Origin of the sequence: Leuconostoc falkenbergense (genome assembly GCF_014634805.1) — a bacterium.
GTDB lineage: Bacteria > Bacillota > Bacilli > Lactobacillales > Lactobacillaceae > Leuconostoc > Leuconostoc falkenbergense.
Window position 1 is genome coordinate 1 of sequence record NZ_BMBS01000041.1, and the last position, 17,091, is coordinate 17,091.

General features: G+C 39.8%; 16 protein-coding genes and 3 tRNA genes. 17 read left to right on the plus strand and 2 right to left on the minus strand.

Features of this window, described 5'->3' with window-relative positions:
- Positions 1-44: 44 nt before the first annotated feature.
- The 4 genes from IEU71_RS08315 (at position 45) to IEU71_RS08330 (ending at position 2,533) form a co-directional block, all read left to right on the plus strand.
- On the plus strand, positions 45-506 hold the full coding sequence (locus IEU71_RS08315; RefSeq protein WP_036067146.1) for a DUF3290 domain-containing protein: 462 nt from the start codon (positions 45-47) through the stop codon (positions 504-506).
- Entirely contained in the window at positions 503-1,141 is a 639-nt protein-coding gene (locus IEU71_RS08320) for a DUF421 domain-containing protein (protein WP_004915068.1), read from the plus strand. Before IEU71_RS08315 ends, IEU71_RS08320 begins: the two co-directional genes overlap by 4 nt.
- Before the next feature lie 63 nt (positions 1,142-1,204).
- Positions 1,205-1,591 carry a hypothetical protein gene (locus IEU71_RS08325; protein ID WP_004915065.1) on the plus strand — a complete coding sequence of 129 codons (387 nt, stop codon included), beginning with the start codon at positions 1,205-1,207 and terminating at the stop codon, positions 1,589-1,591.
- 54 nt (positions 1,592-1,645) lie between these two features.
- Positions 1,646-2,533 carry a prenyltransferase gene (locus IEU71_RS08330; RefSeq protein WP_036067148.1) on the plus strand — a complete coding sequence of 296 codons (888 nt, stop codon included), beginning with the start codon at positions 1,646-1,648 and terminating at the stop codon, positions 2,531-2,533.
- A 74-nt stretch (positions 2,534-2,607) separates the two neighbouring features.
- On the opposite strand, the gene cbpA is transcribed toward IEU71_RS08330, so the two are convergent.
- Positions 2,608-3,252 carry a cyclic di-AMP binding protein CbpA gene (gene cbpA / locus IEU71_RS08335; protein WP_004915059.1) on the minus strand — a complete coding sequence of 215 codons (645 nt, stop codon included), beginning with the start codon at positions 3,250-3,252 and terminating at the stop codon, positions 2,608-2,610.
- A gap of 117 nt (positions 3,253-3,369) precedes the next feature.
- Between cbpA and pth the strand changes: the two genes are divergently transcribed.
- From pth to IEU71_RS08400, 13 genes are all read left to right on the plus strand, one after another.
- Positions 3,370-3,936: an aminoacyl-tRNA hydrolase gene (gene pth / locus IEU71_RS08340; protein ID WP_004915057.1), complete on the plus strand. Its 567-nt coding sequence runs from the start codon at positions 3,370-3,372 to the stop codon at positions 3,934-3,936.
- Positions 3,937-7,464 (plus strand): transcription-repair coupling factor, encoded by a 3,528-nt coding sequence (gene mfd, locus IEU71_RS08345; RefSeq protein ID WP_004915054.1) that lies wholly within the window; start codon positions 3,937-3,939, stop codon positions 7,462-7,464. It abuts the gene before it with no gap.
- Between the two features lie 3 nt (positions 7,465-7,467).
- Entirely contained in the window at positions 7,468-7,752 is a 285-nt protein-coding gene (locus IEU71_RS08350; protein WP_004915051.1) for an RNA-binding S4 domain-containing protein, read from the plus strand.
- A 77-nt stretch (positions 7,753-7,829) separates the two neighbouring features.
- Positions 7,830-8,228: an FtsB family cell division protein gene (locus IEU71_RS08355; protein ID WP_004915050.1), complete on the plus strand. Its 399-nt coding sequence runs from the start codon at positions 7,830-7,832 to the stop codon at positions 8,226-8,228.
- A gap of 34 nt (positions 8,229-8,262) precedes the next feature.
- On the plus strand, positions 8,263-9,552 hold the full coding sequence (gene tilS / locus IEU71_RS08360) for a tRNA lysidine(34) synthetase TilS (protein WP_004915047.1): 1,290 nt from the start codon (positions 8,263-8,265) through the stop codon (positions 9,550-9,552).
- Positions 9,553-10,092 (plus strand): hypoxanthine phosphoribosyltransferase, encoded by a 540-nt coding sequence (gene hpt / locus IEU71_RS08365; protein ID WP_004915044.1) that lies wholly within the window; start codon positions 9,553-9,555, stop codon positions 10,090-10,092.
- A 16-nt stretch (positions 10,093-10,108) separates the two neighbouring features.
- Positions 10,109-12,205 (plus strand): ATP-dependent zinc metalloprotease FtsH, encoded by a 2,097-nt coding sequence (gene ftsH, locus IEU71_RS08370; RefSeq protein ID WP_004915043.1) that lies wholly within the window; start codon positions 10,109-10,111, stop codon positions 12,203-12,205.
- 59 nt (positions 12,206-12,264) lie between these two features.
- Positions 12,265-13,158, plus strand: a complete 894-nt coding sequence (gene hslO, locus IEU71_RS08375) for an Hsp33 family molecular chaperone HslO (RefSeq protein WP_004915041.1) — start codon at positions 12,265-12,267, stop codon at positions 13,156-13,158.
- A gap of 87 nt (positions 13,159-13,245) precedes the next feature.
- Positions 13,246-14,733 carry a lysine--tRNA ligase gene (gene lysS / locus IEU71_RS08380; RefSeq protein ID WP_004915037.1) on the plus strand — a complete coding sequence of 496 codons (1,488 nt, stop codon included), beginning with the start codon at positions 13,246-13,248 and terminating at the stop codon, positions 14,731-14,733.
- A gap of 96 nt (positions 14,734-14,829) precedes the next feature.
- A tRNA-Asn gene (locus tag IEU71_RS08385) sits at positions 14,830-14,902 on the plus strand.
- Positions 14,903-15,013: 111 nt separating this feature from the next.
- Positions 15,014-15,086, plus strand: a tRNA-Asn gene (locus IEU71_RS08390).
- 4 nt (positions 15,087-15,090) lie between these two features.
- Positions 15,091-15,163, plus strand: a tRNA-Thr gene (locus tag IEU71_RS08395).
- Between the two features lie 1,013 nt (positions 15,164-16,176).
- On the plus strand, positions 16,177-16,965 hold the full coding sequence (locus tag IEU71_RS08400; RefSeq protein ID WP_004915034.1) for a DEAD/DEAH box helicase family protein: 789 nt from the start codon (positions 16,177-16,179) through the stop codon (positions 16,963-16,965).
- Between the two features lie 24 nt (positions 16,966-16,989).
- On the opposite strand, the gene IEU71_RS10330 is transcribed toward IEU71_RS08400, so the two are convergent.
- Positions 16,990-17,082, minus strand: coding sequence for an IS3 family transposase (locus IEU71_RS10330; RefSeq protein ID WP_188354161.1), 93 nt, complete (start codon positions 17,080-17,082; stop codon positions 16,990-16,992).
- Between the last annotated feature and the right edge of the window lie 9 nt (positions 17,083-17,091).

Here is a 17,091-nt window from a genome sequence, read left to right on the forward strand (position 1 = left end):
TAGAATAAATCAAAAATAGGTGAAGACTATCTCCGCCGAGATTAATCTTCACCTTTAATGTTAGTAAGTTTTATTCTGCCAAGTATTTGGCACAACAAACTAACATTAATGATACAATCGGCATTTATTTGATGGTGATTGCTTTTGTGTTCATGGCTGTTGGTGCAGTGGCGTTTTTGCGTAATCGTATGCAAACACGTTATCGTGATTTAAGTATTATTGCGTTGTTATTGTTTCTTTTTTTGGCAGGTGCCCGCTATACGGACTATCAGCAAGCAAAATCACGTGATGATCAACAAACGCAAATGGCATCATTTGTTAATGAATTTGCGACAGAACAAGGCATTGCAAAAGATAAGATATTTTTTAACACACAAGTCGTTAGCGATGGCATGATTGTGAAGATGTCTCAGAAGTATTACCACGTCACTATCAGCGCCGATCAGCAATCATATACTTTAACGCGCGCTTATCTAGTTAATCCGGAAGTGAAGGTTGTCAAATGAGTATTTATTTACCAATTTTAACGAAACTTGCCATTGGTCTATTTGCCTTAATCGTACAAATCAATATTATGGGCAAGGGAAATTTAGCGCCAACCAGTGCACTTGATCAAGTGCAAAACTATGTTTTAGGTGGCATCATTGGTGCTGTCATTTACTCCGACACTATCACTGTTTTTCAATTCACCATTGTGCTAATCATTTGGACAATGTTGGTGATGACGGTCAAATTCATGAAAGAACATAATCGCTTCGTCAAACTTCTGATTGATGGTCAACCTAAAGTAGTGGTGGATCATGGTGAAGTAGCTATTAAAAATGTGTTGCGTGCTGGCTTATCAGCAAATGATTTGATGTTTAAATTACGCGCACAGAGTGTGTACGATTTGTCAAAAGTTAAGCGCGCTGTTCTAGAGCAGAATGGTCAACTAACAGTGATTCTTGAAGGCGAAGAAAATATGAAGTATCCTATCATTTTTGATGGTCAAATCAACACAGATTTACTTGATTTAATTGGTCGCGATGCAGAATGGTTGACAAACGAGGTCGAGCGACAAGGATATGAACAAGTCAGTGATATTTTTGTTGGCGAGTATCTTGACGGACAGGTGCGTTTAACACCATACGAACGTCATTAAAGTGTAAACGCTTGCATTTTAGGCTGAAAAGTATCATGATTAGCTTATAAGAAGGTGCAACAAATGACAAAACAAGTAGGATTAACGGATAAGCAACAACTGACGGCACTGACACATGCTGCAGAAAGTGCCCAATTACCCTTTTTAGCTGAAAGTCAAGATGAGCTAAGAATTTGGATTGACCATGACGAGAATATTTTTGTCGCCATTAAAGGCGGACCAACAGGTTTTCAGGCAGATCTTTTATTTGGTGATGTTGGTATTATGATTCTAAAGAAAAATCTCGAACTACCCACGGAAGCTGACTTGTTAGCCTTTATGTCACTTATTACTAATGACGATGTGCAAGATTTTCTCTTAGGATATGTTTTGGAAGCGCCTAAAAAAGGACGAGACGCTTATTTTCAAGCCTTAGATCAGCAATTTGATGATTTTGTCGCGACACTTTAATTGTGTCGCGTTTTTATTTTCTGATACAATGAGTATCAGAGGATTTTTGAAATGATGACACCAAAACAATTTTTAGATTTAGTTGAAATTCGCGTGGTGATTCCCAGTGTTGCGCCGCTTTTAGTCGGATTGGTGTACAGTCAATGGCAGTATAGCAGATTAAATTGGTTAAACGCTGCATTGTTGATTATTGCGACTGTCAGTGTTCATCTTGCAGTGAATACTTTCAATCGCTATGAAGATAATAAGCGACAAAAAGCAAACGACTTTTTGAGGGAACAAGCTGCTGGTGAGGTGATCACTGATAAACAAGTTTTACATGTTGCCATGTGGTTGGCGCTGATTGCTGTTGTAGCAGGCATTACAGTCGCGTTGTTGACTGACTACGTGACATGGATTATTGGTATTTTGAGTTTTGTGATTGGTTATTTGTATTCTGCTGGCCCAAAGCCAATTACCAATACACCGTTTGGTGAAATTGTCTCAGGTATTACAATGGGCTACTTTATATTTGTGGCACAAGTGTACGTCAACACGAGAATGACACTAACGGTGAGTGTCTTGTTTCAATGGTTTATTGTCAGTTTCCCGTTGGTGATATTTATTGCAGAAATTATGTTTGCGAATAATATTGCCGATCATGATGTGGATGAAAGCAATAATCGGCATACATTGGTACATTATATGGGGATCTCCTCGGCTAAGCGTATGTATGTTTTTTATGCTATTTTGGCGTTTATTGAATTGCTGATTGCTACAATTGTGGGTTGGTTACCAATTACGACATACGCTATGATTGCACTGTTACCAATTGTCTTAAAAAATGCCAAGGGCTTTGTAGACCGCCCAATCAAAAGAGAGACATTTGTTTTGGCCATTAAAAATTTGGTTGTTGTGATGTTGGGGATGACCGTTGTGATTATGGCTGGTATATGGCTATAAAAAAATCTGTGATTATTGATGTGGCCTAAAAAGTTGTTTTAACTTTTTAGACCACATTGTATCTCACAGATTTTTTATTTAAAACGATTTAAATTTTCGACACTATCAACAGTGTATTGTTTTTTCTCTAAATGTTTGATAAGCTTGGCTAACTGTTCACTTTCTGCTTGTAATGGTAATGTGAAAAGTACAGTCAACGGTTCACCTTCAGAGCGAATCGTCAATAATGATTCGACGTTTGAGTAACGTGTGATAATCTTTGATATTTTACTCAAGTCGCCTTGCTCATTATGCGTTGCCACAGCGATAGCAACACCGCCAGAACGAACAGACCAACTTTGTGATAACAAATCCATTAAAGCATCATGTGTGAAAATGCCATAAAATTGATGATTTTCATCTAAAACAGCGATAAAAGGTAAATCGCGAATGGCAAAAAAAACTTCGTAAAATTTACTGGTTGTGTAAATAAACTTGGTTGAGTTGCGCATAATAGCTGTTGCTGGCAAACTCATATCACCGCCTTTGGCAATGTGTTCAAAGACGTGTTGTTTATAAATATTCCCACGAAAAAGGCGTCCAGACTCATCTAATATTGGCATGGTGCGTGTGTGAGCATTGTCTGGATTATCGAAAATATCATAAACTTCTTGAATTGTCGTATTTTCGGTCACAGTGGTCAATTGTGATTTAGGGATTACTAAAGATTTTTGAAACATATTCGTGTCCTAATCTAATTTTTTTATCATGAAACCGCCATACAATATGATAACATAAAATCGCTCTGCGCGCGTGGTATACTGGAAGAAGTGAAATTATAGAAAGAAATGGTCATTATGAAATTTATTTTTGGGTTAGGAAACATTGGTGAAAAGTACGATCAGACGCGTCATAACATTGGGTTCATGGCAATTGATGCTTTTGCAGCTGCTCACAATGCAACTTTTTCACCAACAAAACAGTTTGCATTGACCGCTAAAATTCAAGTTGATGGTGTGCCTGTCATGCTGGTTAAGCCAACAACTTATATGAATGATTCAGGTAAAGCCGTTCGGGCAATTTTAGATTACTATGATGGTGATGTCACCGATATCATGGTTTTAGCTGATGACATGGATATGCCATTTGGCAAACTGCGTTTTCGTGCCAAAGGATCAGCTGGTGGTCACAATGGGCTCAAAAGTATTATGGCGCACACGGATTCACAAACATTTTTACGTTTAAAATTTGGGTTAGGGCATCCAGAACATGAAAAACAAGTGGTCATTAACTATGTTTTGGGACATTTTTCAAAAGCAGAGTCAGAAATCGTCGAGACAATGCTTGCACGCAGCACGCAGGCCATTTCTGATTGGATCAACGGGGCAACGATAGCAGAGTTAAGCAATCAATATAACGGGTAAATGAGTTTAGTTAAATATTTAAGTCAAACAGATACAATTCAAACAATTGTCAAACAAGCAACTGGTGCCGCAACACAGTTGCTTTTAGGCGTGAATGGAACAGTAAAAGCAGCAAGCATTGCCGCTATTTTTAATGCTAATCCTCGACAAGTATTGGTCATTGCCGACACACAAACGCATGCCGAGCAACTTTATTTTGATGTTGCTGCGTTAGTTGAGGATGTATACCAGTTTCCAGCAGAAGAATCAGTGGCAACAGAGATGGCGATTAGTTCGCCAGAATTACGCTTGCAGCGTTTACAAACACTTATGGCGCTCGTGACTGGTCAACCTATGATCGTTGTGACTAATTTGGCGGGTGCAGAGCGTCTACTACCTGATATGGCAACCGTGACAGCTGCTCGCTTGACGATTCGCGTTGGTGAGACCTATGAATTTTCAGAGATCAAGAACACGTTGATGATGATGGGTTATTCACCAGTCAAGCTCGTACAAACACCCGGTGAGTTTGCGCAACGTGGCTCAATCATTGACATTTATCCGTTAACAGCCAACGATCCGATTCGTTTGGATTTTTTTGATGACGAATTAGATCAATTAAAACATTTTGATGTTACAAGCCAAAAAAGCATTGATAGTTTAGAAGCGGTAACAATTGATCCAGCAACTGACTTTGTTGTGTCAGAGTCACAATATGATCAGGCCAAATTAGCAATTGAAACGGATTTTAGTGATAATCGTACCCGCCTAAATGGGGCTGATAAAAAACATGCTACTGACGGTTTTGCTTTAACACAACACGTTCTAAACGCTCATGAACGTGGACCAGAATTGTTGCCTTATATGCAGTATTTTTTTAATGGGCAAACAACTTTATTGGATTATTTTCATGATGACGCCTTGATAGTGATTGATGAGTATACACGTCTCACCGAAACAAGATTACAGCAATTAAGTCGTGACCAAGAGTGGATTGATAAACAAATTGAAAGCTTTCAATTATTGCCACACCAAACGTGGCGTGTTGACATTGCTGACCAAATTGCGCATAATCAGCGCACAACTTTATATTTGGCCAACTTTCAACGTGGTTTGAATCGTATTAAATTTGATGCAATGGTTGAAATAACAACGCGACCAGCGAACCAATATTATGGCCAAATCAACGCCCTCAAGAATGATTTAACATACGCACAAGAAGCTGGCACGACAGTCATTTTGATGATTGATGATGCCAAGCAGCGCCATGATTTTGCGTCTTCGCTTGTTGATTTCAAAATACCAATTACTGAAACAACTGAAGTCTTACCTAATCAAGTTCAGATTATGTCTGGGGGCCTGACAGCGGGATTTGAGTGGCCACAGTTGCATTTGACAGTATTCACGCAGCGAGAATTATTTACACAAACACACAAAACAGCACCACGTCAAAGAAAAATTGCTAACGCAGAGCGTTTAAAATCGTATAATGAGTTGAACGTTGGTGATTATGTCGTTCACATTAATCATGGTATTGGACGTTACGAAGGTCTTCAAACCATTGAAGCAGATGGTGACAAGCAAGATTATCTATCAGTTGCTTATCAACAGAATGCAAAGATTTTCATTCCAGTTACGCAACTAAATTTAATTCAAAAATATATTGGCGCGTCGGATGCCGCTAAGGCACCAAAGCTGAATAAGTTAGGTGGTAGTGAATGGGCTAAAACCAAACGACAAGTTGCGGCAAAAATAGAAGATATTGCGGACGATTTGCTTGAATTATATGCCAAGCGCGAAGCGCAACAAGGATTTGCTTTCCCACCAGACGATACGGCGCAATTGAAGTTTGATACAGCCTTTCGCTATCCTGAAACCCCAGACCAAATTCGCAGTATCGAAGAAATTAAAGCTGATATGCAAAAAATCAGACCAATGGATCGCTTATTGGTCGGAGATGTCGGCTTTGGTAAGACAGAAGTTGCCTTGCGGGCGGTGTTTAAAGCGGCTCATGCTGGCAAACAAGTTGCCTTTTTAGCACCAACAACGATTTTGGTACAGCAACATTATGAAACAATGAAAGCGCGGTTTGACGATTTTCCCGAAATTAGAATTGGCGTACTGAGTCGTTTTCAGACGCCATCTCAAAACAAAGCGGTGATTAGCCAGCTTAAAGCGCATGAATTAGACGTTGTAGTTGGCACGCATCGTTTACTAAGTCAGGATGTTAACTTTTCTGACTTAGGGTTGTTGATTATTGATGAAGAACAACGTTTTGGCGTCAAGCATAAAGAACGCCTCAAGCAGTTGCGTACTAGCGTTGATGTGTTAACATTAACAGCGACGCCGATTCCTCGAACATTGAATATGGCAATGGTTGGGGCACGTGATTTGTCAGTCATTGAGACACCACCAGCTAACCGTTACCCCATTCAGACTTATGTCATGGAAGCTGATTGGACAGTGGTACGTGATGCCATTGAAAAAGAAATTGCTCGTGATGGACAAGTCTTCTATTTGCACAACCGCGTGATGGATTTAGATCGTGTTGTGAGTCAAATTGAAGATCTTGTGCCAAGTGCTAGAGTGGCGGCGATTCATGGTCAAATGTCTGAGACACAATTAGAAAGTATTCTATATGATTTCTTGAATGGCGAATATGATGTTTTGGTGACAACAACCATCATCGAAACTGGCGTTGATATTCCAAACGCCAACACTTTAATTGTGGAAAATGCTGACCACATGGGATTGTCGCAATTGTATCAATTGCGTGGCCGTGTGGGACGATCAACACGACTAGCTTATGCATACTTCACTTATCCATTTACCCGAACACCGTCCGAAGAGGCTGAAAAGCGACTAGAAGCGATTCGTGATTTTACTGAATTGGGCTCTGGTTTTAAAATTGCAATGCGTGATTTGAGCATACGCGGTGCGGGTGATTTATTAGGTAAGCAACAACATGGCTTTATTGACTCTGTGGGTTATGATATGTATACGCAGATGTTGAAAGACACAGTTGCGCAAAAACAAGGACAAGTCATTACTTCAGATCAACCAGAAACAGATGCCGAGCTGATTTTAGGAGTGTTAGCTTATCTACCCGATGATTATGTCAGTGATAATGCACAAAAAATTGAACTTTATACACGAGTACGGCAAGCAAAAACAGACGATGTTTTTGAAGATATTGAAGCTGACATGTTGGACCGATTTGGTGAAATGCCGGATGAAGTGGCTAGGTTATTGTTGGTTGGTCGTATTAAGCAATTGGCTGATCAAGCGCAAATCATCAATATACGGCGTCAACGTAAGCAGTTAGCCATCACATTTAATGCACAAGCGACGACAAAATTGTCAGGTGAGACAATTTTTGAAGCGCTTATCGACGTGCCACTAAAGGCAGCCGTACGCACAGAATCTGGTGACTTGCAGGTAATATTGACCGTTAATGATGTTGCTGAAAGCAGTATATGGCTCAATATTTTGCGTGACTTCTTATTAGTAGTGATTGAAAAAGAACAAAGTGAGCATGAAAAGGAGTAACTTATGCGATTAGATAAATACCTTAAAATTTCTCGTTTAATTAAGCGACGTACCGTTGCAAAAGAAATCGCTGATCAAGGTCGGATTTCAATTAATGGTAAAGTAGCAAAATCTTCAACTGATGTCGCCACTAATGATGAGCTCGAAATCCGTTTTGGTAACAAAACAGTGACGGTTAAAGTGGTTAAAATTGTAGAAACGACCAAAAAAGAAGAATCTGCTGACATGTATGAGGTTTTGCGTGAAACGTATGCGCAAGATTTTCGAGAAATCGGTGACGAAAAGTAAGCAAAATTATTAAACAAGTCTAAAGATTGTTGAAAAGTGTTAAAGAACGTGCGACACTTGTAATAGGTAAAATTCACATGGCGGTTTATAGACAAAAAAAACAATCAAATATTACGCCACTTAATTCAGCAATTGCACGTGAAATTCATAATTCTGAATTGGCTAATGCACAGGCAGCTAAGCATTATCGTAAAGCTCACGCGCGTCGCGAAAAAAACATTTTGTTAATTAGCGCGTTAGTGGCGACTATTTTTGCTGTGCAATTATTGATTGGTCAGGTGAAACTACATGCGGCTAATCAGAAGCTGACTAAGACGCAAGATCGTTTGGAACACGTTCAAAAAACAAATAAGCAGTTAGCAACAAATGTTAAGCGCCTCAAAAACCCCACTTATTTGCAACAATTATTACGCGATAAATATGGTTACTCAAAAGCCGGCGAAATCATTTACAACCTACCTGCAGATAATAACTAGGAGAAGCACCCGAAGGGGTGCCTTTTTCATAACAATGGAAAAAGTTAAACAAGCAATTAAACAAAATTCATGGCCATCAACGGTTATTGTTGCTGTTTCTGGTGGGGTGGACTCTGTTGTTTTACTCCACGCACTAGCGCAAATGCCAATCCGTATTGTCGTTGCCCACGTCAACTATCATTTGCGTTCAGAGAGCAATGAGGACGCGTCCTTTGTGGCTAAACTAGCCCAAAAAATGAATGTCATTTTTGAACAACGTGACTGGCAAACGATACCTGATCATGCGGTTGAAAAAGAAGCTCGAATTTTTCGCTATGATTTTTTTAATGCGTTAGCAAAGCAGTATCAAACAGACACAATCGTAGTGGCGCATCATGCTAATGATCAAGCAGAAACAGTTTTATTAAAAATGATCAGGGGCGGCCAATTGCGTCAAATGTCGGGCATGATGGCAAAAACTAATCACATTATTCGGCCTTTTTTGGCGTTGACAAAACAAGAATTAGTTGCTTATGCCAATCGCAATCAGTTGAAATGGCGAGAAGATAGTACCAACTCGGATCCCAATTACACGCCGAGAAACTTATTGCGAAATGATGTGCTGCCAAAACTCACAACCATTAATGCGCAAGCTGTTCGACATATTAATGACATGGCGCAACAAATTCAAAATCAAGAACGACTAATTGACGAACAAGCTGCTATTTATGCACAAAATATCGCGTCTTGGCATACGATTCCACAGGCATGGCAGGGGCCTACATTAAAATATTGGTTGCAATCACACCAAATATTTAATATTAAAGAGAATCAAATTATGGAAGCGCTTCAGCTGCTTAATAACGATTCAAAACCCAATGGCAGTATTGCTTTGAATCAAGGTGTGCAACTTGTCAAGAGCTATGACCAACTTGGACTACAAAAAGAGCAAAATAGGGGCCAAGTTTTGTCGCCAGTTATGTTAAAATTGAATCAACGGTATTTTTTGGCAAATCAGTCATGGTTATGGACTGATCAAGAGCCAATTCATCAAGATTCCGCTATTGCATTTTCAATGGCCGCAAAAAAGGCAGTGATTTGCTTGCGTTCAGCTAACTCTAGTGATAAAATTGCTCTCATAAACGGCCATAAAAAGTTGAGACGACTAGCAATTGACGAAAAACTGACGTTACAAGAACGGGAAGCAATGTTAGTGCTTACAACGATGAATGATGATATTGTCGCAGTGCAGTTACGCAACAATGAATGGCGTGTCAGTGCAGAATATACTGTTAAACAAAATACGCAGCCAAATTGGCTTGTATGGCGAATTGAGGAAACATAAGTGGATAACGATATAGAAGAAGTCTTGTATGATCAGGCAAGCATTCAGCAAGCAGCGCAGCGTTTAGGTAAGCAAATTACTGAAGACTACGCGGGCGAGCGTCCCTTGTTCTTGTCAGTGTTGAAAGGTGCTTACCTTTGGACGGCTGATTTGATCCGTGAGGTTGATTTATACGCAGAATTAGAATTTATTAAAATTTCTAGTTATCATGGCGGTGTTGCAAGTACTGATGAGATTACATTGGTGACAGACATTAGGTCAGATGTTCAGAATCGTGATGTGATTATTTTAGAAGATATTGTCGATACTGGTCAATCATTGCTGTTTATGAAAGACTTACTTGCTAAACGAGGCGCACGATCAATTAAAGTTGCAACTCTATTGGACAAAAAAGAGGGGCGTAAAGTTGAAGTAACGGCTGATTATATTGGCTTTGATGTCCGTAATCAGTTTGTTGTCGGATATGGTCTAGATTACAAAGACTTTTATCGAAACTTACCGTACGTTGGTATTTTGAAAAAAGAAGTTTACACCAAATAGAAATTGAGGAATTACAATGAAAAATAACAAAGGCGGTTTCTTTCGAAATAGCATTTTCTACGTCTTTATCTTCCTTGTTGTTGTTGGCATGTTTTATGGCTTGTTCGGTAACGACAAGTCAACAACTAAAACCTTAACATCAAGTGAATTTATTAAGGCGCTGAATGACAAAGAAATCAAATCGATTACAGTGCAACCCGGTAACAGTATTTATAATATTACTGGTACTTATAAAAAAGCACAAACAGCTTCTAAAGATAGCGGTATTAGCTTCTTACAGCCAACTCAAAAGGTGACAAAATTCACGTCAACTTTGCTGCCTAACGACGCTTCACTAAAGGAAGTTACGCAAGCTGCAACTAAGACGAAGACAGAATTAGTTACAAAGCAGGCTGAAAATTCTGGTTTCTGGTTAAACTTGTTGGTATCACTGATTCCAGTGTTACTAATCGTGGCTGTCTTCTATGTCATGATGAATCAAGCTGGTGGTGGCAAAGGTGGTCAAGGCGGTATGATGAGCTTTGGCAAGTCAAAAGCCAAGCCATCAGATCCCAAAGACAATAAAGTTCGCTTTGCGGATGTCGCTGGTGCGGAAGAAGAAAAGCAAGAACTGGTTGAAGTTGTTGAATTCTTGAAATCACCAAAGAAATTCGTGAGTTTAGGTGCTCGTATACCAAAGGGTGTTCTTTTGGAAGGACCTCCGGGAACTGGTAAAACATTACTTGCTAAGGCTGTTGCTGGTGAAGCCAGTGTGCCATTCTTCTCAATGTCTGGTTCAGACTTCGTGGAAATGTTTGTTGGTGTTGGTGCTTCACGTGTTCGTGACTTGTTTGAAAACGCTAAGAAGTCAGCCCCAGCAATTATTTTCATTGATGAAATTGATGCTGTTGGTCGTCGCCGTGGTACTGGAATGGGCGGCGGTAACGATGAACGTGAACAAACTTTGAACCAAATTTTGATTGAAATGGATGGCTTTGAAGGTTCAGAAGGGGTTATCATTTTGGCCTCTACAAACCGTTCAGATGTATTGGATCCGGCTTTGCTTCGTTCTGGTCGATTTGATCGTAAGATTTTGGTTGGCGCACCAGATGTTAAAGGCCGTGAAGCAATTTTGAATGTTCACGCCAAAAATAAGCCATTGGCTGACAACGTTGATTTGAAAGCGATTGCGCAACAGACACCGGGATATGTTGGTGCCGACTTAGAAAACTTGTTGAACGAAGCAGCGTTGTTAGCAGCTCGTCGCAATAAGAAAAAGGTTGACGCTGCTGATATTGATGAAGCGGAAGATCGTATTTTCCAAGGCCCAGCGAAAACAAATCGTGGTATGTCAGAATCAGAACGACGTACAACCGCTTATCACGAAGCGGGGCATGCGTTGGTTGGGTTGGTCCGTTCAGAAGCTTCAGTTGTTCGTAAGGTAACAATCGTGCCACGTGGCCGCATTGGTGGTTATGCCCTAATGACGCCGAAAAATGATCGTTATAATTTGAAGTATTCTGAAGCGAAGGAACAATTAGCTGGTTTGATGGGTGGACGTGCTGCCGAAATCTTCATGTTTAATGAAGCAAGTTCGGGGGCTTCCAACGATTTCCAGCAAGCAACAGGATTGGCACGTCAAATGGTAACCGCTTTTGGTATGTCAGATAAGTTAGGTATGGTACAACTTGAAGGTAATGCCAGTGTTGGTTATGCTGATCAAGGTGGTAATCGCGCTTATTCTGAAGAAACAGCACGTCTGATTGATGAAGAAGTTCGTCGTTTGGCGCAAGAGGCTTTCAACGATGCGTTAACAATTTTGCAAGAGCATAAAGATAAGTTGACAGCTATTGCTGAAGCGTTGCTTGAAGTTGAAACGTTGGACGAAAGACAAATTAAAGACATTTATGAAACGGGTGAATTTACGCGTAAAGATGTCCAAGATGATGATCAATTGGCAACGGCTAAGTCGTTTGAAGAAGCCAAAGCTGCAGCTGATGCTAAGGATTCTCAAGCTGAAGAAAAGTATGAACATCCAGACAGTGAGTCAAAAGATGATGATACAACCTCCGATTCAGAAGTTGTTGAAGTACCTGATGATGCACCTGCTGATGACAATCATGATAAAAATTAGTAAAATAGAAGTTGACCGTTGGGTCGACTTTTTTATTTGAAGTTAAGGAAAATAATTAAATGGCTGATCAGTTTATTAAGGCAATTACAAAAAATAACGATTTTCGTGCATTTGCTGTAAATGGGACAAATTTGGTCCGAGAAGCAGCACAAACTCATAACACAACGCGTATTGCTTCCGTTGTTTTGGGGCGTGGTTTATTAGCGTCGACGTTGATGGCGCAGGCTGTTTTAAAAGGAGAAGAACGTCTCTCAATTCAGCTCAATGGACGTGGTCCAATTGGCAATGTTGTGGTAGAAGCTGACGCTAAAGGTAGTGTACGTGGATATGTGACTAATCCGCAACTTGATGCGATTGTGACTGATTCTGGACAATTGGATGTTGCCCAAGCGGTCGGGCACAATGGTGTTTTGCAAGTTACCAAATTTGCACCATACGCCAATCCATATATTGGACAGAGCCAACTGGTGAGTGGTGAAATTGGTGATGATTTTACCTACTATTTGGCACAGTCTGAACAGATTCCATCAGCAATTGGTGTTTCGGTTTATATGAACGAAGATGATACTGTTGGTGTGGCGGGTGGCTTTTTAGTACAAGCATTACCAGACGCCAGCGATGCGTCTATTGAGCAGCTTGAAAAAGCACTGGCTAACATGCGACCGCTGTCTGATATGTTGTCAGATGGGTACACACCGCTAAATATTTTAGAAGAAATATTTGGAAAAGGTGAAGTTAATATTTTGCAAACAGCCGGTGTTGGTTTAGCAGCAGAGCCACCAAAATCAGCCTACGCTAAGATGTTAGCTACGTTACCGGTAGCAGAAATAAAAGCCATGATTGATGAAGATGATGGTGCAGAAGTTGTTGGTAAGTTTTCAGGTAAACGTTACTTTTTTACTGCGACAGAATTACAAGAAATTTTGCAACAAATTGAAGAAAATAACGCATAATTTTGAGATTATGTCGTTTTTTTGGTATGATATTTAATTAGTGGGAGTGCGTTCAAAAAGCGCTCATCAGGGAAGGATTTTATACTAATGGCTGAAGAAAAAGCCCTTAATGATCAAATGTTAGCCCGTCGTCAGAAGTTAGCGACTCTAGTTGATGATTTACATTTAGATCCATTTGGCAAACGATTCGAACGCTCAGCAAAAGCGCAAGAATTGCATGATTTGTACGATAATAGTACTTTAGAAGAACTTGAAGCAGGACAACATGAGGTGACGATTGCTGGCCGTATGGTGGCTAAGCGTGGTGCCGGTAAAGTTATTTTTGCGGACTTTCGCGATGTGTCAGGCAAAATTCAAGTTTATGCTAAGCGCGATGACTTAGGCGAAAATTACCCAATTATTAAGCGCGCTGACTTGGGCGATTTTCTTGGTATTAAGGGTATCATGATGAAGACGGAAGCCGGCGAATTAACGGTTTTGGCAACGCATTTGACACACCTATCAAAGGCGTTGCGTCCAATGCCTGACAAGTTCCATGGTATTTCAGATGTCGAAACACGCTACCGTAAGCGCTATTTGGATTTGATTGCTAATGAGGAATCATTCAAAAAGTTCCAGCAACGGTCACACATTATATCAGCCATTCGCGCTTACATGGACAAAAATGAGTTCTTGGAAGTGGAGACACCAATTCTACAAACAGAAGCTGGTGGCGCTGCCGCTCGTCCATTTATCACACATCACAACGCTTTGAACATTGATATGTATATGCGTATTGCCACAGAACTTTATTTGAAGCGCTTGGTTGTTGGTGGTATGGAACGTGTTTATGAAATCGGACGTATTTTCCGAAATGAAGGGATGGATCCTAAGCATAATCCTGAATTTACGACGATGGAATCGTATGCCTCTTATTGGGATTTCACTGATGTCATGAATGAAACCGAAGGTATTTTTAAGGCAGCCGCAAGCGTTGTTTCTGATGACCTAAAAATCACCTATCAAGGTACTGAAATTGATTTATCAAAGAACTTTGAACGCGCACATATGAATGACTTGATTAAAGATCGCACAGGTGTTGATTTTTGGCAAGATATGTCGGTCGAAGAGGCACAAAAATTGGCTGATGAACATCATGTTAAGTACGAAAAGTATTGGGCAGTTGGTCACATCATCAATGCATTCTTTGAGGAATTTGTTGAAGATACTTTAGTTCAGCCAACGTTTGTCTATGGTCATCCTGTTGAGGTATCACCACTAGCAAAGCGCAATGCTGACGATTCACGTTTCACCGACCGTTTTGAGTTGTTCATCATGGGTGGTGAATATGCCAATGCTTTTACTGAATTAAATGATCCCATCGATCAACGTGCACGTTTTGAGGCACAAGCAGCCGAGCGTGAAAATGGTAACGATGAGGCCGAGGGTATTGATGAAGACTTTATTGAGGCTTTGGAATACGGTATGCCACCAACGGGTGGATTGGGTGTTGGTATTGATCGTTTGATTATGCTATTGACTGATTCAGACACAATTCGTGATGTGGTTTTGTTCCCAACAATGCGTCCAGAATAAATGAATCATTCGATTTATTAGAACGTTTTATGAGAAAACTATTGACAAATTGCTGCACAATTAGTTATAATTATTAAGTTGTGTCAGCAATGTTATTCCGACTTAGCTCAGTTGGTAGAGCACCTGACTGTTAATCAGGTTGTCGCCGGTTCGAGCCCGGCAGTCGGAGTTTTATGAGAAGTAAACCACTTGGTTTACTTCTTTTTTCAACTAATAAATAGTTGACATGAAGGGTTGTTCATGGCATAATAAAATAGTTGTGTTAAGCAACAAATGTCATTCCGACTTAGCTCAGTTGGTAGAGCACCTGACTGTTAATCAGGTTGTCGCCGGTTCGAGCCCGGCAGTCGGAGTCATGCCGACGTAGCTCAGTTGGTAGAGCACGGGTATCGTAAACCTGGGGTCGGAGGTTCGAATCCTCTCGTCGGCATTTTTTACGCATAATAATCTCGCTAATCGCCACTCTATAGCGGGTTTGTGACAATATACAATAGGTAATTTATTGAACATTGCTCTTATTAGCGATGTGACACACGATTTGCACAAAAGACGTTGATAAAGCGTCTTTTTTTGTTTGATATAAAGGCATTTAGCAGATAGAGTATGGGTATTTAACTTCCTGATTTTTGTGACATTCGTGTGCAAAAGGGTGGGTTCTGTGTAAGTGTTGGGTGTGTGAGCGCTATAAACTTGATAATAATAGGATTTGAAATGGCAGGGTGGGGATCCAAGTGTTTGTCGTAGCTGATTTTCGTTGGGGATATGACTTATTCTTATTTGGGCTTCTTTGACTCTTTTTTCTGCTGGTCAAGCGATAGCACGCAGTATTTTTCTATTAATTTTTTTCAAATGTGTGAATTTTGGTCTTTTTTGTTTCAATGCAATTAGGTTGTTGCAATAAAAATAAACAAATATTAGCACTATGCAAAGTTTGTGTTTTGAAAGAAGAGTTTCCCATATGAAAAAAGTGGATTTTATACATCGAGATCTTTTAACAAAGAATGAATTATCAGCACGTACTGGATTTTCACGGCGTATCATTCAATATTTGGTTGACACTGACAGATTAAGAAAGCCATTGTTTTAAATCATTAAGGATGGGGTTTATATTCCTATCAACAAGCGATGGGCTCCATTTTAGATTCAAATCAAGTAACTAACAATAATCACGGGCGAGCTTAACTGTTGTGGGGGCGGTTGACTGTCGAGCGGTTTCCGTATTTGGTAGCAGTGCTTTTAAATCAATTTTTTTAAATGGATTGATGAAAGAATCTTCGCCGTTTGAGACAACTAACTGGCCACACGGCGGGTTGAACGTGGTAGTAACTTAGGTAAACTTCACCTCTCAATAGTCGCCGAGCGAGCGCAGAATTGATGAATGACTGGTATAATGTGTGTATATGAAAATTTGCAAAAATAACACAATATGAAATTGGTGGAGTTATGGAAGATTATAGCGAAGAAGACACGAAAGCTAAAATACTAGAACCTATCATTCGAGCAAATTGGGATGAAAAATTAATTCAACGTGAATTACGGTATACACCAGGTCGTTTTCGTGTTGTGGGTCAAAATTCATCACGTGATACGAAAACTAGTAAAAAAGTGGATTACATATTATGGAAAGATCGTGCTTCTCAACAACCGTTGGCAGTAATTGAAGCTGAATCTAATAAGCATGATGATTCATATGGAATGAGCCAGGCATTGGATTACGCTGAAGATCTAAATATACCGTTTGTTTTTGCATCCAGCGGTCGCAATATTTGGTATTTTAAAAATAGGATTACTCAAGAAGAAAGTACGATTAAGCTTGGAAATTTACCGGATTATGATAAGTTGATTTCAATGCTTGATGAACAGCCAGATGCTGTTGACGCACCATATTATGTAGATCTTGGGGAAACGCCTCGGGAGCCCATGTATTATCAAAGAAATGCAATTAATGCTGTTGTTGAAAGCATTGTTCGTGGGCAGCAGAAAAATTTACTGGTGATGGCAACGGGTACTGGTAAAACGTACACTGCTTTTCAAATTATTTATCGTTTGCTTTATTCTAATACTAAAAAACATGTATTATATTTGGCAGATCGAGATGTGTTAATCTCTCAAACAATGAATAATGACTTTAAACCATTTGTAGATAAAGGAATTATTACACGCGTTGGAGAAAATCCTGAAAAGGTTGAAACTGCCTATCAAATTCACATGGCATTGCTCAGAAGTCAATAAATTGGACTATTTTTATTCAGTTAATTAGGCGACATTTGAGATACGATTGCTATTATAAAAATTGATATACCAACCAATGGCTGCTTGGACTTCAGTTAATGTTTGGTATGCCTTCAAATAAACCTC